The 21,866-nt window shown below is 63.4% G+C and carries 22 protein-coding genes; 15 read left to right on the top strand and 7 right to left on the bottom strand.

The features are described from left to right. Positions 1 to 4 precede the first annotated feature (4 nt). Positions 5 to 778, bottom strand: a complete 774-nt coding sequence (locus tag GC121_RS02545; RefSeq protein ID WP_234421081.1) for a sterol desaturase family protein — start codon at positions 776 to 778, stop codon at positions 5 to 7. Between the two features lie 158 nt (positions 779 to 936). Here GC121_RS02545 and GC121_RS02550 point away from each other — a divergent pair, with 158 nt between their 5' ends. Beyond that, a complete protein-coding gene (locus GC121_RS02550) occupies positions 937 to 1,992 on the top strand; it encodes a DUF3667 domain-containing protein (protein WP_151972609.1) in 1,056 nt (351 codons plus the stop codon). A 3-nt stretch (positions 1,993 to 1,995) separates the two neighbouring features. On the opposite strand, the gene GC121_RS02555 is transcribed toward GC121_RS02550, so the two are convergent. Further along, complete coding sequence (locus GC121_RS02555) at positions 1,996 to 2,268, bottom strand: hypothetical protein (RefSeq protein WP_151972610.1); 273 nt, start codon at positions 2,266 to 2,268, stop codon at positions 1,996 to 1,998. After that, the gene (gene ftsH, locus GC121_RS02560; protein WP_151972611.1) at positions 2,265 to 4,214 is read right to left on the bottom strand and encodes an ATP-dependent zinc metalloprotease FtsH; all 1,950 of its coding nucleotides are present in this window, start codon (positions 4,212 to 4,214) and stop codon (positions 2,265 to 2,267) included. The genes GC121_RS02555 and ftsH overlap by 4 nt, the downstream gene beginning before the upstream one ends. A gap of 376 nt (positions 4,215 to 4,590) precedes the next feature. Here ftsH and GC121_RS02565 point away from each other — a divergent pair, with 376 nt between their 5' ends. From GC121_RS02565 to GC121_RS02580, 4 genes are read left to right on the top strand one after another with little or no spacing between them, the layout of a single operon-like run. Continuing rightward, the gene (locus tag GC121_RS02565; protein WP_151972612.1) at positions 4,591 to 4,785 is read left to right on the top strand and encodes a hypothetical protein; all 195 of its coding nucleotides are present in this window, start codon (positions 4,591 to 4,593) and stop codon (positions 4,783 to 4,785) included. Beyond that, the gene (locus GC121_RS02570) at positions 4,782 to 5,207 is read left to right on the top strand and encodes a hypothetical protein (RefSeq protein WP_151972613.1); all 426 of its coding nucleotides are present in this window, start codon (positions 4,782 to 4,784) and stop codon (positions 5,205 to 5,207) included. Before GC121_RS02565 ends, GC121_RS02570 begins: the two co-directional genes overlap by 4 nt. Further along, positions 5,207 to 5,800 carry a hypothetical protein gene (locus tag GC121_RS02575; RefSeq protein WP_151972614.1) on the top strand — a complete coding sequence of 198 codons (594 nt, stop codon included), beginning with the start codon at positions 5,207 to 5,209 and terminating at the stop codon, positions 5,798 to 5,800. Before GC121_RS02570 ends, GC121_RS02575 begins: the two co-directional genes overlap by 1 nt. Further along, a complete protein-coding gene (locus GC121_RS02580) occupies positions 5,797 to 6,009 on the top strand; it encodes a helix-turn-helix transcriptional regulator (protein WP_151972615.1) in 213 nt (70 codons plus the stop codon). The genes GC121_RS02575 and GC121_RS02580 overlap by 4 nt, the downstream gene beginning before the upstream one ends. Here the strand turns inward: GC121_RS02580 and GC121_RS02585 are convergent, their stop codons facing one another. Further along, positions 6,010 to 6,996 carry a hypothetical protein gene (locus GC121_RS02585; RefSeq protein WP_151972616.1) on the bottom strand — a complete coding sequence of 329 codons (987 nt, stop codon included), beginning with the start codon at positions 6,994 to 6,996 and terminating at the stop codon, positions 6,010 to 6,012. Positions 6,997 to 7,146: 150 nt separating this feature from the next. Between GC121_RS02585 and GC121_RS02590 the strand changes: the two genes are divergently transcribed. Then, entirely contained in the window at positions 7,147 to 7,947 is an 801-nt protein-coding gene (locus tag GC121_RS02590; RefSeq protein WP_151972617.1) for a class I mannose-6-phosphate isomerase, read from the top strand. A gap of 235 nt (positions 7,948 to 8,182) precedes the next feature. Here the strand turns inward: GC121_RS02590 and mmsB are convergent, their stop codons facing one another. Beyond that, positions 8,183 to 9,055, bottom strand: coding sequence for a 3-hydroxyisobutyrate dehydrogenase (gene mmsB / locus GC121_RS02595; protein WP_151972618.1), 873 nt, complete (start codon positions 9,053 to 9,055; stop codon positions 8,183 to 8,185). 43 nt (positions 9,056 to 9,098) lie between these two features. Beyond that, positions 9,099 to 10,079, bottom strand: coding sequence for a helix-turn-helix transcriptional regulator (locus tag GC121_RS02600; RefSeq protein ID WP_151975555.1), 981 nt, complete (start codon positions 10,077 to 10,079; stop codon positions 9,099 to 9,101). A gap of 91 nt (positions 10,080 to 10,170) precedes the next feature. Here GC121_RS02600 and cysD point away from each other — a divergent pair, with 91 nt between their 5' ends. The 9 genes from cysD (at position 10,171) to GC121_RS02645 (ending at position 20,646) form a co-directional block, all read left to right on the top strand. After that, complete coding sequence (gene cysD / locus GC121_RS02605) at positions 10,171 to 11,085, top strand: sulfate adenylyltransferase subunit CysD (RefSeq protein ID WP_151972619.1); 915 nt, start codon at positions 10,171 to 10,173, stop codon at positions 11,083 to 11,085. Beyond that, on the top strand, positions 11,085 to 12,998 hold the full coding sequence (gene cysN, locus GC121_RS02610; RefSeq protein ID WP_151972620.1) for a sulfate adenylyltransferase subunit CysN: 1,914 nt from the start codon (positions 11,085 to 11,087) through the stop codon (positions 12,996 to 12,998). Before cysD ends, cysN begins: the two co-directional genes overlap by 1 nt. Positions 12,999 to 13,017: 19 nt before the next feature. After that, the gene (locus tag GC121_RS02615) at positions 13,018 to 13,749 is read left to right on the top strand and encodes a 3'(2'),5'-bisphosphate nucleotidase CysQ (RefSeq protein ID WP_151975556.1); all 732 of its coding nucleotides are present in this window, start codon (positions 13,018 to 13,020) and stop codon (positions 13,747 to 13,749) included. Between the two features lie 77 nt (positions 13,750 to 13,826). Then, a complete protein-coding gene (locus GC121_RS02620) occupies positions 13,827 to 16,178 on the top strand; it encodes a chemotaxis protein CheA (protein WP_151972621.1) in 2,352 nt (783 codons plus the stop codon). A gap of 19 nt (positions 16,179 to 16,197) precedes the next feature. Next, a complete protein-coding gene (locus GC121_RS02625; protein ID WP_199857712.1) occupies positions 16,198 to 16,644 on the top strand; it encodes a chemotaxis protein CheW in 447 nt (148 codons plus the stop codon). Between the two features lie 80 nt (positions 16,645 to 16,724). After that, positions 16,725 to 17,090, top strand: coding sequence for a response regulator (locus GC121_RS02630; RefSeq protein ID WP_151972623.1), 366 nt, complete (start codon positions 16,725 to 16,727; stop codon positions 17,088 to 17,090). Between the two features lie 13 nt (positions 17,091 to 17,103). Further along, positions 17,104 to 18,201 carry a chemotaxis-specific protein-glutamate methyltransferase CheB gene (cheB, locus tag GC121_RS02635; protein ID WP_234421082.1) on the top strand — a complete coding sequence of 366 codons (1,098 nt, stop codon included), beginning with the start codon at positions 17,104 to 17,106 and terminating at the stop codon, positions 18,199 to 18,201. Beyond that, positions 18,192 to 19,052: a protein-glutamate O-methyltransferase CheR gene (locus tag GC121_RS02640; RefSeq protein ID WP_151972624.1), complete on the top strand. Its 861-nt coding sequence runs from the start codon at positions 18,192 to 18,194 to the stop codon at positions 19,050 to 19,052. Before cheB ends, GC121_RS02640 begins: the two co-directional genes overlap by 10 nt. Before the next feature lie 127 nt (positions 19,053 to 19,179). Continuing rightward, complete coding sequence (locus tag GC121_RS02645; RefSeq protein WP_151972625.1) at positions 19,180 to 20,646, top strand: bifunctional diguanylate cyclase/phosphodiesterase; 1,467 nt, start codon at positions 19,180 to 19,182, stop codon at positions 20,644 to 20,646. A gap of 38 nt (positions 20,647 to 20,684) precedes the next feature. Here GC121_RS02645 and GC121_RS02650 read toward each other — a convergent pair whose 3' ends face one another. Further along, the gene (locus GC121_RS02650) at positions 20,685 to 21,776 is read right to left on the bottom strand and encodes a YeiH family protein (protein WP_151972626.1); all 1,092 of its coding nucleotides are present in this window, start codon (positions 21,774 to 21,776) and stop codon (positions 20,685 to 20,687) included. Positions 21,777 to 21,866 lie beyond the last annotated feature (90 nt).

Below are 21,866 nucleotides of genomic sequence, written 5' to 3' on the forward strand. Positions count from 1 at the left end.
CCTGCTATCGGCGCTGGAAGGGCAGCAGCAGGCTGAAGCCGAGCCGCGCGGGGCGATCATCCTGCCATTCATCCAGCCCGATGGTCATGCGCGTCTGCTCGCGCTCCGGCTCGCCGCGATAGGTGCCCAGCAGCTTGTCCCACAACGACAGCGTAGTGCCGTAATTGCTGTTCGTCTCGCGCTCCAGCGCCGAGTGGTGGATGCGGTGCATATCGGGCGTGACGAACAGGCTTTGCATCGCGCGGTCGATGCGGCGCGGCAGCGCAAAATTGGCGTGAGTGAACAAGGTCGCCACGGCAAATCCGACTTCGAACACGAACACCGCCAGCACCGGCGCACCCAGCGCGATCACCACGCCGCATTTCCACACCATGCTCAGCACAATTTCTACCGGATGGAACCGCGCCGCCGTCGTCACGTCGAAATCGCGGTCGCTGTGGTGGACGCGGTGCAGCCGCCAGAGCAGCGGTATCTCGTGCGTCGCGCGGTGCTGCATATAAAGCGCGAAATCGAGCACCAGCAGCGTGGCGATGAAGGCGAGCCAGGCAGGCACCTCGACCGCGTTGAACAGCCCCCAGCCGCGCTCAGCAGCCAGCAAGGCCTCGCCCAGCATTGCCGCGGGCAGCACCAGCCGCACCGCCAGCGTGTCGATGGCGAACAGGGCGAGGTTGGTCAGCCAGCGCTGCGGCTTCGATTGCACCGCTTGCCGCACAGGCGCAGCCAGCTCCACCAGCGCAACGAGCACGAAGGCAGCGGCCATGATCGCAAGGCCAAGCATAGGCCATTGGCTTGGGGCGAGTTCCATCCCCGCAATGTGGGACAGCGCGATGGGCGGCACAAGCCCTCCGCTGCCACCCTTCAAGCGCGCAGCAAGTCCGCGATTGCCAGCCTTGTTCTGCCGCCTATACTTGCCCCCAAGGCGACGGGGACAAGCGCATGAATGATCTGTTCGACGGCATCGGTTCGGCAACCCAGGGCGGCCTGTTCGCCCGCGCGCTGGAGCCCGATTCGGGCGCGAAGGCTCCGCATCCCGACCAGCCCGAGCAATGCCTGAATTGCGGCACCGCGCTCACAGGAGCCTATTGCCATTCCTGCGGGCAGAAGGGGCACCTGCACCGGACGATTGGCGCCTTTATGCATGATCTGGTGCATGGCGCGTTCCACTTCGAAGGAAAGTTCTGGCGCACGCTGCCTATGCTGCTGTTCAAGCCCGGCGCGCTCACCCGCCGCTATATCGACGGGGAACGCGCGCGGTTTGTCAGCCCGATGGCGCTGTTCCTGTTCAGCGTGTTCCTGATGTTCGCCGTGTTCCAGATGCTGGGGCTCACCACGCCGACCGATCTCAATTCCAGCGGCATCAGCTCCTCGATGGATACGCTGCAAACCGCCGCGCAAGACGATCTCGATGATGCGCGCAGCCGTATGGCGGCGAGCGAAGCGGGCACGCCCGCCCATGCCGAGGCCGAGCGCGAAGCGGCGGCTGCACAGGAGGCGCTCGACGGGCTGGCGCAGGCGCGGGTGCTGGATTTTGAGGACAATCCGGACGTCACCATCTTCGGCATTGAATCGCTCGATGAAGGCATCGTCGCCAAATGGCGCGATAATCCGGGGCTGATGCTCTACAAATTGCAGGCGAACGCGTATAAATTCAGCTGGTTACTGATCCCGATCTCCATACCCTTCTTATGGCTGCTGCTGTTCTGGAAGCGCCGGTTCAAGGCCTATGACCACGCGATCTTCGTCACCTATTCATTGAGCTTCATGACCATCCTGTTCATCGCCGCATCGCTGCTGATTGCTGCGAGACTGGACGCGGGGCTGGTTGTCATAACGACGATGCTGGTTCCGCCGATCCACCTCTACAAACAGTTGCGCTATGCCTATGATCTCAGCCGCTTCGGCACCTTCTGGCGGCTGATGGTTTTGAGCATCTTTATCTGGATCATAATCCTGCTGTTCGTGCAGTTGCTGCTACTGCTGGGGGCGTTCTAAGGCCTAGCCGCGTTCGTCGCGGTGCCACCACATCCACCAGCGCAGGAACACCAGCACGATATGCCAGCCCGCCGCCATCGCGCCCCATAGGAGCAGCGCAACGCTGCCTTGGGCGAGCACCTCATCGCGCGCATGCGGGTTGAGCAGCCATACCAGCGGCAGGATCACCAGCAGCCCGGGGCCAAGCCAGAGGAGAAAACGGCCGCCCGCCTCCATCACCCGCAGCACGCTTCGGGAAAGCGTGCGCAGCGGGCGCGGCGGCGGTTCGTGGATCACGCGCCTTGCGGCGCTTCACCCTCGCCGCCGAAACGCTTGCCTGCCTTCGGGATCGACGAGCCATGGGCCGGCGGGACAATAACCGGGCCCGATGGGGCATCGGGGCGGTCGATCTTGCCGTTCTGCATCAACTGGTTGATCTCGTCGCCCGATAGCGTCTCGTATTCGAGCAGCGCCTGGGCGAGCAGGTGGAGCTTGTCTTCCTGACTCGTCAGCACCTCGGTGGCGCGCTTCAGCCCGCCTTCGACCAGTTCCTTGATCTCGGCATCGATCAGCTTGTTGGTTTCCGCGCCCGCCATGGTGCGGGTGGACTGGCCCATGCCGAGATAGCCTTCCTGGCTCTGTTCATACATCAGCGGACCGAGCTTGTCGGACATGCCCCATTTGGTGACCATGTTCTTGGCCAGATCGGTCGCATACTGGATGTCCCCGCTCGCGCCGGACGATACCTTGTCGTGCCCGAAGATGATCTCTTCCGCCACACGGCCTCCCATGGCGACCGCAAGGTTCGCGTGCATCTTGTCGCGGTGGTAGGAGTAATTGTCGCGTTCGGGCAGGCGCATCACCATGCCCAGCGCACGGCCGCGCGGGATGATCGTCGCCTTGTGGATCGGGTCGGACGCGGGCTCGTTGATGCTCACCAGCGCATGGCCCGCCTCGTGATAGGCGGTCATCTTCTTCTCGTCCTCGGTCATCACCATGGACTTGCGCTCGGTGCCCATCATCACCTTGTCCTTGGCGTCCTCGAACTCCTGCATGGCGACAAGCCGCTTGTTGCGGCGAGCGGCCAGCAGCGCCGCCTCGTTGACGAGGTTGGCAAGGTCTGCGCCGGAGAAGCCGGGCGTGCCGCGGGCAATCGTGCGCGGGTTCACGTCGGGGGCCAACGGCACCTTCTTCATGTGCACGGCAAGGATCTTCTCGCGCCCGTCAATATCGGGGATCGGCACCACGACCTGACGGTCAAACCGGCCGGGGCGCAACAGCGCGGGGTCGAGCACGTCGGGGCGGTTGGTGGCGGCGATGATGATGATGCCTTCGTTGGCCTCAAAACCGTCCATCTCCACCAGCAGCTGGTTCAGCGTCTGCTCGCGCTCGTCATTCGAGTTGCCGATGCCGTTGCCGCGATGGCGGCCCACGGCGTCGATTTCGTCGATAAAGACGATGCAGGGCGCATTTTTCTTCGCCTGCTCGAACATATCGCGCACGCGGCTCGCGCCGACGCCGACGAACATTTCGACAAAGTCGGAGCCCGAAATGGTGAAGAACGGCACGCGCGCTTCACCCGCAATCGCGCGGGCCAGCAGCGTCTTGCCGGTACCGGGCGAACCGACCAGCAACGCGCCCTTGGGGATTTGTCCGCCCAGCTTGGAGAAGCGGCTTGGGTCTTTCAGGAACTCGACGATTTCCTGCAATTCCTCGCGCGCTTCGTCGATCCCGGCGACATCGTCAAACGTCACGCGGCCCTGCTTTTCGGTCAGCAGCTTGGCCTTGGACTTGCCAAAGCCCATCGCGCCGCCCGCGCCGCCGCCCTTCTGCACCTGCCGCAAGGCGAAGAACGCGATGCCGAGGATGAGGAGGAAAGGCAGCGTCTGGACGAGGATGTAAAGCAGCATATTGCCGCTTTCGGCCTGCGCGCCGGTGATTTGCACATCGGCGTCTTGCAATTCGTCAATCAGGCCGCTGTCGCCTTCGACCCGCACGGTGGAAAAGCGCTGTTCGTTGCCCAGCGTGCCGGTGATGACTTCCGGGCCGATCTCGACCGATTCGACCGTGCCTTCAGCCACGCGGTCCTTGAAGTCCGAATACGAGATCGCGGTGCCCGGCGCTTCGCTGGCGCCGCCAAACATCGATACCGCCAGCAGCAAGGCCAGAAAGATACCGCCCCATACGAAGAGGCTCTTCATCCAGGGGTTGGGCTGGTTCTCGGGTTCGCGATTCTCATCCATGCTCGAAGCATCCTTTCACTGCGACCAATGTAGGCGCGCGCGGGTGAATGGCAAGCTAACGCGGATACGGCTTTTGGAGGGGGATTTCCGATCAGCGTGAACGGGGAACCTGTTACACCTGTTACAGGGTTCAGGGCAGAAAACCCCGCGCCGCCCGGATCGCACCCTTCCCGCTGTAATTCATCACTTTTGTGCGGTCTGCAGAGCATGGAGAGCCCATGCCGCGGCGAAGAGCTTGTAGGAAAGCGCGAAGCATCATCCGTCACCCCAACAAACCGCCATCCAACGTCAAGCACGGCAATCACTTTGGAAAGCGTGCTTGACATTTTTCGAATCGATGTCTAGTTACCTTTACATACCTTCAAGGGAGCTTGACATGAAACCTGTAACAAACGCGCTCATCTGGGCGAGCGCGATTATCCTTTTCGCCCTGCTGGCCGTCGCCGGCCCGATCGACAGCGAAACCGCCCGGTTCATGCTCATCATGCTGCCCGTTCTCGCCTGGACAACGCTCGGCAATGTGCGGCCCTGCAAGCCGTGCGGCCGCACGCCCGAGGGAGACAGCGCATGACCGCCATCGCCCGCACCAAGCCGGAAAAGCGGCGCTATCTCGTGCGTATGGCGATGGCGATGGCGCTGTATCTCACCTCGCTTTTCGCTGCCGAAGTGCTGATAGAGGAACGCGGCCTTTCGGGCTGGCCGGCCTATATGCTCGCCGCCCTGCCGGGGCTTGCCTTTGCCGCGGTCTTCTGGATTTTCGTCCGCCTGATCGTGGAGGAACGCGACGAGTTTTTCCGGATGCTCTATGTCCGCCAGATGATGGTAGCGACCGGACTGACGCTGACCGCGGCAGCGGTGTGGGGCTTCATGGAAACCTATTTACCCGTCCCGCATCTGGCAGCCTTCTGGTGGCCGACCATCTGGTGTTTCGGCACCGGCGTGGGGGCCGTCTACAACAAGATAACGATGGGTTCTTACGGGGAGTGCCGGTGATGACCGAGAGTGTTCGTACCAAACCGAAGCCCGGCCTGTGGGCGGGTCTGTTCACCGCGAATATGGGGGTTATCGCCGCACTGTTCGCCACTGGCGCGGTCGAACCGCCTGTTCCTTACATTCTGTTCGCGCTCAATTTCGCGCTGCTGCTCCCGCTGATCAAGGCGAGCAGGCAAGTGTATGAGGACAGGGGCGCAGTGACCCGGGCGATGCGTGACTATAACCGCCGCTTCCTCACCGCGAGCGCGGTCTATTCGGTGGGAATGATCGGGGCTGCGAGCATTGCCAACCGGATTGCCGAAGCGTCCCCGCTGCTGTGGGCGCTGGCCATCGCGCCGATGCTGCCCGCCTTCGCCATGATCTGGGCCATGATGCGCTATCTGCGGGAGGAAAGCGACGAGTACCAACGTTACAAGGCGGTGCGCGCCTCGATGGTGGGGCTGGGTTTTGTGCTGGTGCTGGGTACGGGCTGGGGATTTCTCGAAACCTTCGGGCTGGTGCCGCATATCTGGGCCTGGTGGGTCTTCCCCGCATGGGCGATTGGCCTGGCGCTCGGAATGGCCTTACCCGAAAGCGGCGGAGAAGCCGCGTGAACAACCGCCTGCGCGTGCTGCGCGCCGAACGCAGATGGAGCCAGCAGGATCTGGCCGACCGGCTCGATGTCTCGCGCCAAAGCGTGAATGCGATCGAGACCGGAAAGTATGATCCGTCGCTCCCGCTGGCCTTCAAGATCGCCGATGTTTTCGAACTGGCAATCGAGGAGATTTTCCTCCGCGACGTGGCCGAAGCGGCTGCGGAATAGCTAGAACAGCGTTTGGCGGGCGGGGATCGTAAGTCCCGCCTGCCGCGCAATCATCTCCAGCCATTGCTGCACCTGCCCGATTTCCTGCTCCAGCGCGGGGGGCATTGCGGTCGCCTCTTCGGCGAACGCCCCGCCCAGCTTGGCGTGGCGCGCGAAGATCGGGCCGTCGACCACCGCTGCGATTGCAGCCGGATCAATATCCAGCCCCGCCAATTCCAGCACCGCTTCCAGCGTTTCCGCCTTGGCGCGTGCAAAGCGGTCTCCATCGAGCACGCGCAGCCGCTGCCCGTCCGGCCCTGCCGCCAGCAGGGTGAACATCCGCTGCGACAGGAACCAAGCAAGCCCCGCCGCTTGCAGATCGGTCATGCAGAACTGCTCGCGCCCGTCCATGCCGAGGTCCATTCCGGCATAGCCCATCACTTCGAGATAAAGCTGCCGCCCCCAGCGCCGCCCCATCAGCGCGCGCTTGTCCACCGCCTTGAGGAAGCTGGCGAGCGGGTTGGTCATCAGCACTGCGGTGGCATCGGGCCGCGCGGCGAGCAGTGCAGGGATCAGCATATTGGCGTGGTTGGTCGGCTTGACGAACACCGCCTTGCTATCGGGCCAAACGCGCGACAGCAGATCGCACACCGGCTTCACCAGATCGCGCCCCGCTTCGCCCGCGCCCGCCAATTGCGCAAGGATACCCGGCTCGGCCATGCCCACGCTCACGCCCGGAATATTGAGCGCCCGCGCCAGCAGGGTTGAGCGGCAAAAGGCGGTGTGGAAGACGAAATGCAGCGGGCCTGCCTGCACTGGCATGGCCTTGACATCGGCTAGCGCAATCCACGCCCTGTCCTCGGCCCGTTCCGGGTCGATATCAGCGAGGAACCCGCTTTGCGTAAAGACCTCTTGCGAAATGCGCACGAACAGCATCCGCCCGCCCGCGAGATCGAGCGTGTGCGGCAGCCATTGCGGATCGGCGGCGATGGTGGCGGGATCACTCATGCGCCCCCGCTTACCCCGCTTCGGGCGCGAACTCAAAAGGCCATCGTGCCGCAATCGGGGTGGAAATGGCGGCCGCGTTATGCGAACCGCAATATTTCATGGTTAAGCGATCCCGCCATGGACGCTTCGCACTCATTCCAAAGGTCACACATGCATCTCCCCACCCGCACGGTCGAAAAGGTCTGGGGGATGGATGTGCTTCCCGCACCCTTCGTCGCGCCGGAAGGCAAGCGCATTGGCGAGATCTGGTTCGAGCCGCCGGAAGAGCTCTCCGAACTGCTCGTGAAGTATCTTTTCACCAGCGAGAAGCTGTCGGTGCAATGCCACCCCGATGACGATCAGGCCGAAGCTGCGGGGCTGGGCCGCAACGGCAAAGAAGAATGCTGGCTGGTGATCGCCGCGCAGCCGGGCGCGACGCTCGGCATCGGCTTCAAGCGCGAATTGTCAGCCGACGAAATGCGCGCCGCCGCCTTGGACGGCTCGATCGAAGAGCTGCTGGTGTGGCACCAGGTGGAGGCAGGCGATTTCTTCACCATTCCGGCAAACACCGTGCACGCGATTGGCCCCGGCTGCTCGATCATCGAGATCCAGCAGAATTCGGACATCACCTATCGCCTGTATGATTACGGCCGCCCGCGCGAGCTGCATCTGGAAGCGGGCATGGCGGTGGCCGATGGCGCACCCTATCCCGCGCATTTGCACCAGCGCATTCCGGCAAGCGGCTCGGCCACACTGGTGGACGGTCCGCATTTCACGCTCGACCTGATAGACGGCGTAGCGGAAGACGCGCAGCTCTACGCCTATGCGGAAAAGCTGCTGGTCGTGCCGCTATCGGGCGATGTGCTGGTGTCGGGCGAAGTCGTGTCGCCGGGCGAATGCGCCTACGCCCCGGGGATCGCCGACGTAACCTTCGCGCCCGAGGGCAAGGCGCTGGTTGCAGCGCCGCGTTAGGCGATCAAACCTACAATACCTAACAAGATGAGCACTAACCCCAAATGGCCGGAGACTTGCGCGAAAGCTTGTCCTAGAACCCTGCGCAACCAGTTTCTGGGTGCGGGTGGAGCGACACCGCGAATATCGGCGTTGGCTTGAGCCTCTTTGAGAGCGTCATCGCTTCGGTCTTCGCGGATACTGCCCCACATAAGAGCGGCTCCCAAAAGCAGCGGTATGAGCGCATACCAGTTCATCAGTCGTATTCGGTGATGATCGCCGAGAAGTCCCGCCCGCCATTTCCGGCCGCGTCGAACGTTTCGTAGAGTGCCTTCGCCGTCGCGCCGATGCGCGGTTCCATCCCGGCGGTCTCCGCCGCTTCCATCGCCAGCTTCAAATCCTTGAGCATCAGCGCGGTGGCAAAGCCGCCTTGGTAGCCATTATCCGCGGGCGTGGTCGGCCCGACGCCGGGGACGGGGCAATAGCTTGTCATCGACCAGCACTGGCCGCTGCTGACGCTGGAAATGTCGTAGAAGGTCTGCGGATCGAGCCCCAGCTTCTGCGCCATGGCGAAGGCTTCGGCGGTGCCGATCATATGGATGGCGAGCAGCATATTGTTGCAGATCTTCGCCGCCTGCCCGTTGCCCGCATCACCTGCATGGATCACCGCCTTGCCCATGTGCTTGAGCACTTCCTCGGCGCGGGTGAAGCCTTCTTGCGTCCCGCCGACCATAAAGGTCAGCGTCCCCGCATCCGCCGCCGCAATCCCGCCCGACACCGGCGCATCGACCATCGGATAGCCCGCCTCCGCCGCCGCTGCGGAGACGTCGCGCGCGGTCGCCACGTCGATGGTCGAGCAGTCGATCAGCACCGCGCCTGCCGGTGCTTGGCCGATCACATCATTGGTGTAGACCGCTTTCACGATGCCGCCATTGGGCAGCATGGAGACCACCGCATCAACGCCCGCGCAAGCCTCGCTGGCCGAGGTAAAAGGGGCACACCCCTTGGCCTCTGCCGCCGTAAGCGCCGCTTCGCTCAGATCGAAGGCGCGCACATCATGGCCCGCTTTGGCCAGGTTTGCCGCCATCCCGCCGCCCATATTGCCGAGGCCGATAAATGCGATTTTCATGAGTCTCTCTCCTTGGGATGGGCACCTGTCATTTCATCGCCAGCTACGCAAGGGCCAGCACGCCCGTCAGCACATGGCGCACCAGATCGACCTGTCCGCGCGCGCCGGTTTTGGCGTAGATCTTCTTCGAGTAATTACGCGCCGTCTCGATGGTCAGGCCATGCTCCGCCGCTGCCTCGGCAATCGACAGGCCCTGCGCCATCGACCACGCCATGCGCGCCTCGCTCGGCGTCAGATCGAACAGGTCGACCAATTGCTCGGCGCGGGTTTCGGAAGAAGAGCGGTCGCCGCGCAGATAAACCACCGCCACGGCATCCTTGCCCCCCGCCAGCGCCTCCAGCCGCAAGGGCGCAACCAGAATGTCGATCCACGGATCATGGCTCAAATTGATCGCGCGCGGGCGGGCCTTGGGCTTGGCGGCGAAATCCTTGACCAGCGCGGTCAGCTGCCGGTCTATCGCAGGATCGGCGGGCACCAGCCGGTTATACGCGCCGCGTGCCAGCAGGCCGGATTCGCGCAGCATCCGTTCCGCCTGCGCGTCGGCATCGACGATCCGCCCCTTGGCATCGAGCCCGATCCAGCCGAAATCGAGCCGCGCAAAGGCCTCCGCGCTCATCTCCGAACGCGCCCGCTCGCGCTCCAGCCCGGCGAGGACTTTGAGCGCCACGGTGAAGTGCGGGGCGAGCGCGGTGAGCAGGCCGGATATGCCGCCTTCCCCGCTGTCCACCAGCAGCACGGCGGAGAGCCCGCCTTCACCCGGCAAACGGATCGCGTGGCAAGCGCCGCCCAGCTCTTCAGGCGCATAGGCGCGGCCAAAGCGCAGCTCGCCAAGCGCAGCGGGCAGCGCGAGATCGCCGGTGCAAAGCCGCACCGTCTCCTTCCCCGATTGCAGCAGGATCGCCGCCCCCCGCGCCTCCGCCACCCGCATCAGCCGCGCGAGGAAGGTGTGCCACATCGGCTGTTCAAACACGCCGTCATGCAAGGGCACCAGCAGTTCGGTCTCGCCAAGATTGGGAACACGCATGGCCAATCGTCTAACCCCTCCCAAATGGGAGGTCTAGCGCAATCACCGCATGGCTATGCCGCAGCGCAGCACATTCATCAGGACACGGCCCATGACCGCACCTTTGACCCATCTCCAGCGCCTTGAAGCCGAGGCGATCCACATCATCCGCGAAGTCGCCGCAGAGGCGGAAAAGCCGGTGATGATGTATTCGATTGGCAAGGATTCAGCCGTGATGCTGCATCTCGCCAAAAAGGCCTTCTACCCCTCGCCCCCGCCCTTCCCGCTGCTGCACGTCGATACGACGTGGAAGTTCCGCGATATGTACGCGCTGCGCGAACGCTCTGCTGAAGAGGCGGGCATGGAACTGCTCGTCCACCAGAACCCCGAAGCGCAGGAACGCGGCATCAACCCGTTCGATCACGGCCCGCTGCACACCGATATGTGGAAGACCGAAGGGCTGAAGCAGGCGCTCACCATGTACGGCTTTGACGCGGCCTTTGGCGGCGCGCGGCGTGACGAAGAGAAGAGCCGCGCGAAGGAGCGTGTCTTCTCCTTCCGCACCACTTCGCACGGGTGGGATCCGAAGAACCAGCGGCCCGAACTCTGGAACCTCTACAACGCCAAGAAGAACAAGGGCGAAAGCATCCGCGTGTTCCCGATCTCCAACTGGACCGAGCTGGATGTGTGGCAATATATCCAGCTGGAAAATATCGAGATCGTCCCGCTCTATTTCGCCGCCGAGCGTCCCACTTTCGAATATGAAGGCGGGCTGTTTATGGCCGACGATATCGAACGGCTGGAACGGGTGATGGGCGCCCGACCTGCAATCACGATGAAATCGGTGCGCTTCCGCACGCTAGGCTGCTTCCCGCTGACGGGCGCAGTGGAAAGCGAGGCCGCAACGCTTTCCGAAGTCATCCAGGAGACGCTGCTCACCACCACCAGCGAACGGCAGGGCCGCGTGATCGACAAGGATGCAGGCGGTGCCGGGATGGAGAAGAAGAAGCAGGAGGGCTATTTCTGATGTCGCAGGACAGTGTCTACCAGACCGATGCCCTCATCGCCGAGGATATCGACGCCTATCTCGAAACCCACCAGCACAAGACTATGCTGCGCTTCATCACCTGCGGCAGTGTGGATGATGGCAAATCGACGCTGATCGGGCGGTTGCTGTATGACAGCAAGATGATCTTCGAAGACCAGCTCGAAGCCTTGAGCAATGACAGCAAGAAGGTCGGCACGCAGGGGCAGGAGATCGACTTCGCGCTGCTGGTGGATGGGCTGGCGGCGGAGCGCGAGCAGGGCATCACCATCGATGTCGCCTACCGCTTCTTCAACACCGAAAAGCGCAAATTCATCGTCGCCGATTGCCCGGGGCACGAACAATATACCCGCAACATGGTGACCGGCGCATCAACCGCCGACCTCGCCGTGATCCTGATCGATGCGCGCAAGGGCGTGCTCGTCCAGACGCGGCGGCACTCCTATTTGTGCCACCTGATTGGCATCACGAACATCGTGCTGGCGGTGAACAAGATGGATCTGGTCGATTACTCGCAAGAGGTTTTCGATTCTATCGTCGCCGATTATCGCGCCTTTGCTGAGAGCATCGGTATTGCCAATTTCACCGCCATGCCGATTTCCGGGTTCAAGGGCGACAACATCACCGCCGCGCCTTCGGCCAATACGCCGTGGTATTCGGGGCCGAGCCTCGTCGAGCATCTCGAAAGCGTCGAAGTGCTGTCCGAGGTCGCTTCGCAAAAGCCGTTCCGGATGCCGGTGCAATGGGTCAACCGCCCCAATCTCGACTTCCGTGGCTTCTCCGGCCTGATCGCGACCGGCAGCGTGAAGCCCGGCGACACGGTGCGCGCGCTGCCTTCGGGCAAGACCTCCACGGTCAAGAGCATCGTCACCTATGATGGCGAGCTGGACGAAGCGATTGCGGGCCAGTCGGTCACCCTCACGCTCACCGACGAAATCGACATTTCGCGCGGCGATGTGCTGTGCGTGGCGGACAATCCGCCCGAAGTGGCCGACCAGTTCGAGGCAACGCTCGTCTGGCTCAATGACGAAGACCTGCACGTGGGCCGCGGCTACTGGCTGAAGATCGGCACGCAGACCGTTTCCGCCACCGTGCAGCAACCCAAATACCGCGTAGACGTCAATACGATGGACAAGCTCGCGGCCAAAACGCTCAGCCTCAACGATATCGGCGTGGCGGAGGTCTATGCCGACAAGCCGATCGTGTTCGAACCCTATGCCGACAGCCGCACGCTGGGCGGGTTCATCCTGATCGACAAGATCACCAATGCGACCGTCGGCGCAGGGTTGCTCAACTTCTCGCTACGCCGCAGCCAGAACGTGCATTGGCAGGCAACCGACATTACCCGCGAACATCACGCCAGCATGAAGAACCAGACGCCGCGCGTGCTGTGGTTCACCGGGCTTTCGGGCAGCGGCAAGTCGACCATCGCCAACGAGGTGGAAAAGAAGCTGGCGCTGATGAACCGCCACACCTTCCTGCTCGACGGGGACAATGTGCGCCACGGGCTGAACAAGGATCTCGGCTTTACCGAGGCCGACCGGATTGAGAATATCCGCCGCATCGGCGAAGTCGCCAAGCTGATGACCGATGCCGGACTGATTGTGCTCACCGCTTTCATCTCGCCATTCCGCAGCGAACGGCAGATGGTGCGCGAAATGCTGGCCGATCACGAGTTCATCGAGATTTTCGTCGACACGCCGCTGGAAGTCGCCGAGGCGCGCGATGTGAAGGGCCTCTACAAGAAGGCGCGGGCGGGCCAGCTCAAGAACTTCACCGGGATCGACAGCCCCTATGAAGCGCCCGAGCAGCCCGAAATCACCGTCAACACGGTTGAAATGACGCCGGAGGAAGCCGCCGCTTTCATTGTCGACCGCATTTTGCCGCTCAAGTGAGGAACCCCGTATGACCGCAATGACCGACGCCCAGCTTGCTGCCCATCTTGCCGAATGCGCAGGCCGCATCCTGCTGGAAGTCCGCGCTTCGGGAATGTTCGAAGGCAAATCGCTCGGCAAGGCGGGCGACCAGACGGCGAACCAGTTCCTCGTCCACGCGCTGCGCGAGCAACGCCCCGATGACGGGCTGCTGTCCGAGGAAAGCAAGGACACCGAAGAACGCCTTTCCAAAGAGCGCGTGTGGATCGTCGATCCGGTGGACGGCACCCGCGAATATGGCGAGGCGCGGGCGGATTGGGCGGTGCATGTCGGGCTGGCGATCCATGGCGAGCCGGTGATCGGCGCGGTGGCCCTGCCCGGCCTTGGCGAAGTGCTGCGCACCGATCAACCCGCCGCACTGCCTGCTGCGCCGGAGCGACTGCGCATGGTCGTCTCCCGCACCCGCCCGGCGGCCGAAGCGGTCGCGGTGTCCGAAGCCTTGGGCGCGGAGCTGGTGCCGATGGGCAGCGCGGGCGCGAAGGCCATGTCGATCATTCGCGGGGAGGCGGACATTTATCTGCATTCGGGCGGCCAGTTCGAATGGGACAGCTGCGCACCTGCCGCTGTCGCCGCCGCGCACGGCCTGCATATCAGCCGCATCGACGGCTCCCCGCTCGTCTACAACCAGCGCGACACCTATCTGCCCGATCTGCTGATCTGCCGGAAGGAACACGCAGAAGCGGTGTTCGCCGCGCTCGCGCAGGCGGAGTAGCCGCGCTTTAGGACTTGTTAACTGCGTTCCTTCATGACTGCCCCGCAGACTAGTCAATGTCGCCAGGGGCATCCGGAATGGACGAAATCCTCGAAGAATTTGTCGCGGAAATCCGCGAAATGCTCGAGTCCATCGGCAGCACCATCGTTGCGTGGGAAGCGCACCCGCAAGATCGCGACAAGCTCGACGCGATTTTCCGCTTCTTCCACACGGTGAAGGGCAATTGCGGCTTTTTCGACTTTCCCCGGCTGGAAGCCCTCTCGCACGCAGCAGAGGGCGCGTTGGCCGATGTACGCAGCGGCGAACGCGAGCCTGATGCCAAGCTCGTCAGCGCCGTGCTGGCGACGGTGGACCGGATTGCGGCGATGGTCGATGGCATCGACAACGGCAAGGAAACCGATACCGGCGATGATTCCGGCCTGATTGCCGCGCTGGCGCCCGATGGCGCGGACACCGGCGGCATTACTGAACTTTCCGAAGACGCGATCCTGCAAGTCGCGCGCACCACCAATTTGCGCAGTGTGCGCCTGCCGGTCGATCTGCTCGACCGGGTGATGAGCGGCGTCTCGGACATCGTGCTCGCCCGCAACGAACTGGCGCGCCGCCTGCGCGAGCTGCCCGAAGACACCCCGCTGATCGGCCATTTTGACCGGCTCTCGGCGCTGATTTCCGAAGTCCGCGAACGCATGACGCAAACGCGGATGCAGCCCATCGACACGCTCTTCACCTCGTTCCCACGACTGGTGCGCGATCTTGCTCAGCAATTGGGCAAGGAAGTCCTGCTCGATTGCGATAGCGGCGATGTCGAGCTGGACCGCGAGATGATCGAGCTGGTGCGCGATCCCCTGATCCATATCATCCGCAACGCCATCGACCACGGGATCGAAAGCCCCGCCGAACGCGCCGCGCAAGGCAAGCACGGCACCGGCCTGCTGCAAATCGCCGCGCGCCAGTCGGGCAACCAGATCCTCGTACAGATCAATGATGACGGGCGCGGCATCGATACCGACCGGATCGTGGCGAAGTGCATCGCGGCAGGCATTCTGACCGAAGCGCAGGCCGCGGGGCTTTCACCAGCCGAGCGCCATATGCTCATTTGCGAGGCCGGGCTTTCCACCGCCGACACGGTCACGGAGATTTCCGGTCGCGGAGTCGGGATGGATGTGGTGCGCGCCAATATCGAACAGCTGGGCGGTTCGATCACGATTGATTCCCTGCGCGGCGAAGGCACTCGCATCGCGCTGCGTCTGCCGCTCACCCTCTCCATCACGCCCTCGCTGATTGTCGAGGCCGGTGGGCAGAAATTCGCCATCCCGCGTTCCTATGTGAAGGAAGTGGTCGATCTGCGCAGCGATGCGGTGCGGCTCAGCGAAGTCGGCGATACGGTGCAGGTGCGGATCAGGGACAAGCAATTCGCCTGTCTGCGCCTCGCCGATCTGCTCGGGCTGGAGGCTGACGAAACGCGCGACATCAGCCCGCTGGCAGTGATCCGCCTGCCCGGCGGCGATATCTTCACCTTGCGCGTCGACAAGCTGCTCGATCACGAGGAGTTGGTCATCAAACCGCTCGCCCCCTCGCTGATGGCGACCGGGCTGTATGCAGGTACCACGCTGACCGATGATGGCGATCTGATCCTGCTGCTGGACGTGATGGGCATCGCCAAGGCAGGCGGGCTGGCGCTCGATATGGGCAGCCGCGTCGTCCGCGCGGCCGAAGACGAGGCACCGCAAGCGAGCAGCGCGGAAGAGGTACAGATCGTCATTTTCACCGGCCTCGACGGCAAGCAGCGGGCGCTGCGCATGGCGGTGGTCGAACGGATCGAAAATGGCGACCGCGAAAAGATCAGCCGCTCCGCAGGCGGCGACCATATCGTGCTCGACAATGCCATTTTCCCGCTCGCCGGGATCGCCAGCGGGCTCGACACGCTGGCGGGCAAGCTGCGCATGCTGCGCCTGAATGACGGCGGATCGTCGCTGGCCTATGCCTGTGTCGGCCACACCGATATCATCCCCGTGCCGATGCACGGCACATCCACCCATGCCGCAGCCGGGGTGGAGCGAATTCTGCTGATCGACGGCAAGCCGGTCGAACTGCTGGACGCGCACGCGATTTTCGCGCGCTACGGCAGCACGCCGGAACGGCTTGCCAAGCCGCTCTGCCGTCTACCGGTTGGCGATCCCTGGATGCAGCAATTCCTGCGCCCGCTGATCGAATCCGCCGGGTATCAGGTGATCGACGACACGCATGAGGCCAAGGCCGACATCGCCATCTGCGAACTTGGCGCAGAAGCACCAGCCGCCGCCGCACGCGCCATCATCCGCGTGGGAGCCAGCGCGGAGGAATGCGCCGCCGATCCGCACGCCATCTACCGCTATGACCGCGAGGCACTGCTCGCAGCACTGGGTGCAGCGCGGCGGGCGCAGGCTTAATCGCGAAGGGAAGCGCGCCATGGGTGAACTCTATCTGGCCATCGAGATCGGCGGCAAACGCGCCGCCATTCCCGCCAGCGCAGTGCAATCGCTAATCGTGCTGGACGGGCTGACACCTGTCCCCCGCGCGCCGGCGCATATCGTCGGCCTGACTGCCGTGCGCAGCCGGGTGCTGACAGTAATCGATCCGGCGCTATTGCTGGGAATGGCTCCGCTCGATGACGTCGCACCGGGCGGCGAGCGCCATGCCGTCATCATGGAATGCGGCGGGCACGGCTATGCGATGATGGTCGATGCGATTCTGGATGTCACCCAGGCGTTGGGGGAGAAAGACGGGGTGCCAGATGATCTGGGCCAGGGCTGGGCACGCGCGGCCAGCGGCACTATCGAAACCGCCATCGGCCCGCTGCTGGTGATCGACACCGCAGAACTGCTCGCCTCCGAGACTGTGGCGAAGGCGGCCTAAAGGAAATTTTACACAATTTGACATATTGCAGATCACAATCGGGCGGTGTGGGAGCCGACAACTGATTGGATCGCAATATCATGAAGACCTGTTTGATCGTTGATGACTCCCGCGTAATCCGCAAGGTTTCACGCCACCTGCTCGAAGCCATGGGCTTCGCGGTCAGCGAAGCGGCTGATGGGAAGGAAGCGCTGGAAGCATGCGATGCCGCCATGCCCGATGTCATCCTGCTCGATTGGAACATGCCGGTGATGAGCGGCATCGATTTCCTCGGCCAACTGCGCGCCCGCCCCGATGGCGATGCAACCAAAGTGGTGTTCTGCACCACGGAAAACGATGTCGCGCATATCAAGGCTGCAATCGAAGCGGGGGCCAACGAATATGTGATGAAGCCGTTCGATCAGGAAACCTTGCAGATCAAACTGCAATTGGTCGGCGTCGCCTGAGGCGCTGGCCACGGTGAGCGGTAGCACCACCCTTTTCCATCCGAGCGGTCAAGACGACCGCGCGTCTGCCCTTGCGCAGGTGATGATCGTGGACGATTCGATCACCGCGCGCACCATGCTCGCCCGGATCGTCGAAGGCGATGCGCGCCTACAGGTCGCAAGCCTCGCCAGTAGCGCCGACGAGGCGCTCGCGCAGGTGGAGGCGATGCGGGTCGATGTGATCCTGCTCGATCTCGAAATGCCCGGAATAGGCGGGCTGGAAGCGCTCCCCCGGCTGATTGCCCGATCGGGCGGGGCCAACGTGCTGGTCGTCTCCAGCCTTGCGGTGGAAGGGGCCGAGCCGACCCTGCGGGCGCTGGCGCTGGGCGCGGCGGATACCGTTGCCAAGCCGACCTCTGGCGTCTTCGACCGCGACTATCGCACCCGTCTGGCGGACCGCATTTCCGCGCTCGCCGCCAAGCGCAGCCGCAAGGAGGCGGGCCCTGCCCCCACGCTTGCGCCTCCCGTCGCACCGGCGCGCGCGATCACTACCCAAGTGCTTGCCATTGGTGCGAGCACCGGCGGCATCCATGCGCTTGACCAGCTGCTCGGCAATCTCCCGCCCCGGATCGGCGTCCCCATCCTCATCACCCAACACTTGCCCGCCCATTTTATCGAGGTGTTCGCCCGCCAGATCGAACGCGCTTCGGGCCGCGCGGCGCGGATTGGTGCCGAGGGCTTGCTGCTCCGCCCGGACGAAATCGTGATTGCCCCGGGCGATGCGCATATGCGCGTCACGCGCGGAGCGGCGGGCGTGCGCATAACGCTCGATCATTCACCATCGGAAAGCGGCTGCTGCCCCTCGGTCGATCCGATGTTCGCCTCGCTGGCGCAGGTTTATGGCAAGAGCGCGCTTGGCATCGTGCTGTCGGGAATGGGCAATGACGGCGCGCGCGCCGCGCCGCAGATCACCGGCGCAGGCGGGCAAATTTGGGTGCAGGATGCGCAAACCTCCGCCGTGTGGGGAATGCCGCGCGCGATTGCGAATGCGGGCCTAGCCTCCGCTATCCTGCCTCCGGCGCAGCTCGCCGCGCGGCTTGCCGCTTGTCTGGAGAGCGTGCCGTGCAGGTGACCCCCGCGGCGGTGCGGATACTCGCGGAACTGCTGGAAGAGTTTACCGGGCAGGAACTGACGCAAACCCGCCAGTGGCGCGTGGGCACGGCGCTTTCCAGCGTCATGCGCGAACATGATTGCGCCGATCTCAACGCGCTCGCGGCGCGGATTGCGGGCAATTACCGGTCACCGCTGGCACGGCAGGTGGTGGAAGCCTTGCTCAACAACGAAACCTACTTCTTCCGCGATCTGGCGGTGTTCCAGGATTTACAAGATACCGTGCTCCCCGCGCTGGCGCAGGCCCGCGCGGAAAAGCGCCGTCTGTCGATCTGGTGCGCAGGCTGCTCGACCGGGCAGGAGGCGCTTTCGCTCGCCATGATGCTGGCGGAAAACACCGCGATCTGGAACGACTGGCAGGTCGAAATCCTCGCCACCGATGTGTCCGAAAGTGCCATCCGCTCCGCGCGCAAGGGGTGCTACAACCAGTTCCAGATCCAGCGCGGGCTGGATATCGCGCGCATGCTGCGCTGGTTTACCGAGACCGAAGATGGCTGGGTGGCCTCCGAAAAGCTGCGCAACCGCATCACCTATGTCACGCACAACATCCTCGAAACTCCGCCCACAACGCGGCGGTTCGATCTGGTCTTGTGCCGTAACGTGCTGCTGTATTTCGACACCGCGACGCGCAAGAAGGCCTATGCGCGGCTGGATTCGGCCTTGGCGGAGGACGGTTATCTGCTGCTGGGCGGGGGCGAGGCAGTGCGCGGGCATACCGGCCTGTTTATGCCGGAAAAAGGCAGGCCCAGTTTCCAGCGGCCTGCCGCAGCAAGTGCGCGTTCGGGTGCGGACGCTATGGCCGCCGTGCGATAGTAAAGGCATTTTACACCTTATCTTAAGTGCACGGGGTTACGGCTTCTCCACCATCAACGGTCGCAGGCTGGACCCTTTGCTACACAGACTGACAGAGGCGCGGATTTCTCCCAGAGTCACGGTATTCATGCCGCTGATTGTGCTGACGCTTGTCTTCCTGTTGCTGGCCGCTTTGTTCTGGCAGCAGGCCTCCCCGGCGGAACCTGTGACACTCGGCTATTTGGTGGTTGGTATCGCGGTATACGCGGTTGCGGTGGCGATCCTGACGCGGCTTGGCCTCAACAATGTCCACCAGCTGGAAAAGCTCGGCCATACGGACAGCCTGAGCGGTCTGCCCAATCGCCGCGCGCTGCATCTCGATTTCTCCGCGCTGGACGCAGAGGACAAGGAGGCCGCGCTAGCCATGGTTGACCTCGACGGCTTCAAGGTCGTCAACGACCATTACGGCCATGTCGTGGGCGACAATCTGATCCGCGAATGCGCTACGCTGTTTTCCGAGATTTGCGGCGAAGATATCCGGATCTACCGTTTAGGGGGGGACGAGTTCGCTTTCTTCGCCAAAGGCGCAATGGTGAGCAATCTGCTGGAAGGCGCGTGCCGCCGCTTGCTGATCCGGCTGACCAAGCCGATCTATATCGGCGAGCGCGCGATCACGGTGGGCGCGTCGATCGGCATGGCGCGCACCGATGTCGCGAACCCGGTCAATTCGTCCGAGATGCTGCGGCGCACCGATCTCGCCATGTATGCCTCAAAACGCGCGGGCAAGATGCGCGTTACCTGGTACAGCGCGGAATTCGACACCCACCGCGAAGCCTTGCAAAAGCTGGACGACGAATTGCGCCTCGCCCTCGCCCGGCAGGAATTCCGCCTGGTTTACCAGCCGCTGGTCGATGCGCAGACGCGGGAAGTTGTTGCGGTTGAAGCCCTGATCCGCTGGGATCGCCCCGATGGCGAGCAGATCGGGCCGAATATCTTCATCCCCATCGCCGAGGAATCGGGCCTTATCAACGGCATCGGGATGTGGGTGCTGCGCCGCGCCTTTGCCGATGCAATTGGCTGGGAAGACATCAAGCTGTCGATCAACGTCTCCGCCGCACAATTGCGCAATCCCGAATTTCCGGTGGAGCTGGGCTATTTACTCGAAGAGACCGGCTTCCCGGCCGACCGGCTGGAAATGGAAGTAACCGAGACGCATCTGGTGCTCGATTCGGTGGTGGCAGGCCGTTCGATGGAAGTGATCCGCGATTTCGGCGTGCGCATTGTGCTCGACGATTTCGGCACCGGCTATGCCAGCATCGGCTTCCTGCGCCAGTTCCGTTTCGAGAAGCTCAAGCTCGACCGTTCGATGATTGTCGATGCGGCGAATGACAGCAGTTCGCGCGCGATGATGCTCGCCTCGGTGGCGATTGCCCGCTCACTCAATATGGGCGTGACCGCAGAAGGCGTCGAAACCGAGGATCAGGCAGTCATGGTGCGCGTTGCGGGGATCGACCAGATCCAGGGCTGGCTGTATTTCAAGGCCATGCCCGCAAGCGAGATCGACACCTTGCTTTCTTCCAAGGCCGAAACAGGCACCGTGAGCAAATCCGCCTGACCGCTGGCTCCGCCTAGTAAGGCGGACGCAAAGGCTAGTCAGGTCAAGCCGTAAATCGCAAAGGCCAATGCCGCGCCAAGGCTGGCGAGCGAGGCCGTTACCACCGGTATGCTCGCGCGCCAGCCCAGCTCTGCGATCAGATCGAGGCGCGATCGCATGGCGGTGGCGGTGACGGCCAGCAGCAAAAAGCCTTTGGAGAGATCAAGCAGCAGCGCGCGCGCACCTTCGGGCACGTCAACCAGACTATTGCACACCAGCACCGCCGCGAAGCCGGTGATGAACCACGGCAAGGCAAGGCGGCGGGCGATGGAGCGGCGCGGCGCGCCCGCCTCTTGCCCAACCCACAGGCTGACCAGCACAACCACCGGCGCCAGCATGGCCACGCGCGACAATTTGACGATGGTCGCGTTCTGGCCGGCACTGTCGGAAAAACTGTATCCCCCGCCAATCGCCTGCGCGACATCATGCACCGACGCGCCGATCACAAAGCCCGCCTGCGCATCGTCAAAGCCGATCTGCGCGGCGATCACCGGATAGATCGACATGGCAAGCGCGCTCGCAAGGCTCACCCCCACCAGTGTCAGCGCGAATTGCGCCTGCGGCAGCCGATCTTTCCCGATGACACTGTATAGCGCCAGCGCGGCACTCGCTCCGCAGATCGCGGTCGCGCCGCCCGCCAAAATCCCGGAATAACGCGATTGCCCCGCCAGTTTGGCACCCGCAAGGCCTGCGCCAAAGGTCAGCAGCATGATGCAGGCGAGCGCCCCGAAGGCGACCGGGCCAAGGGTCGCTACTTGCGCCAGCGTAACCTGAAATCCCAGCAACACGATCCCCACCCGCAGAAAGCCGATGGATGCCAGATCAAGCCCGTCATGGGTGGAGGGCAGCTTGCCCACGAAGTTGAGGCCGAGCCCGATCAGCAAGCCGAGCAGGATCAGCGGAAAGCCGTAATGGCCGGACAGCCAAGCCGCCGCAGCGGCGGCCACCGCTGTTACCGCAAGGCCGGGCAGGCAGCGGGCAAGCCGCTGCGTTCTCCTCGCCGCGCGGACATCCGGACTGCCTTGCGCCAGATACATCTCGCCGAACAGATCGCCCGCGGCATTATATCGGTCATTCTCCGGCTCGCGCATTTGCTCTCTGCTTGCCTCCCCGAACGCGGTTTCTGTCCACCGCTGTCACAGCCCTTACTCACGCTTGGCGCGCGGCTGCAACTGCAAAGT

The organism is Erythrobacter sp. EC-HK427, assembly GCF_902498745.1.
GTDB lineage: Bacteria > Pseudomonadota > Alphaproteobacteria > Sphingomonadales > Sphingomonadaceae > Alteraurantiacibacter.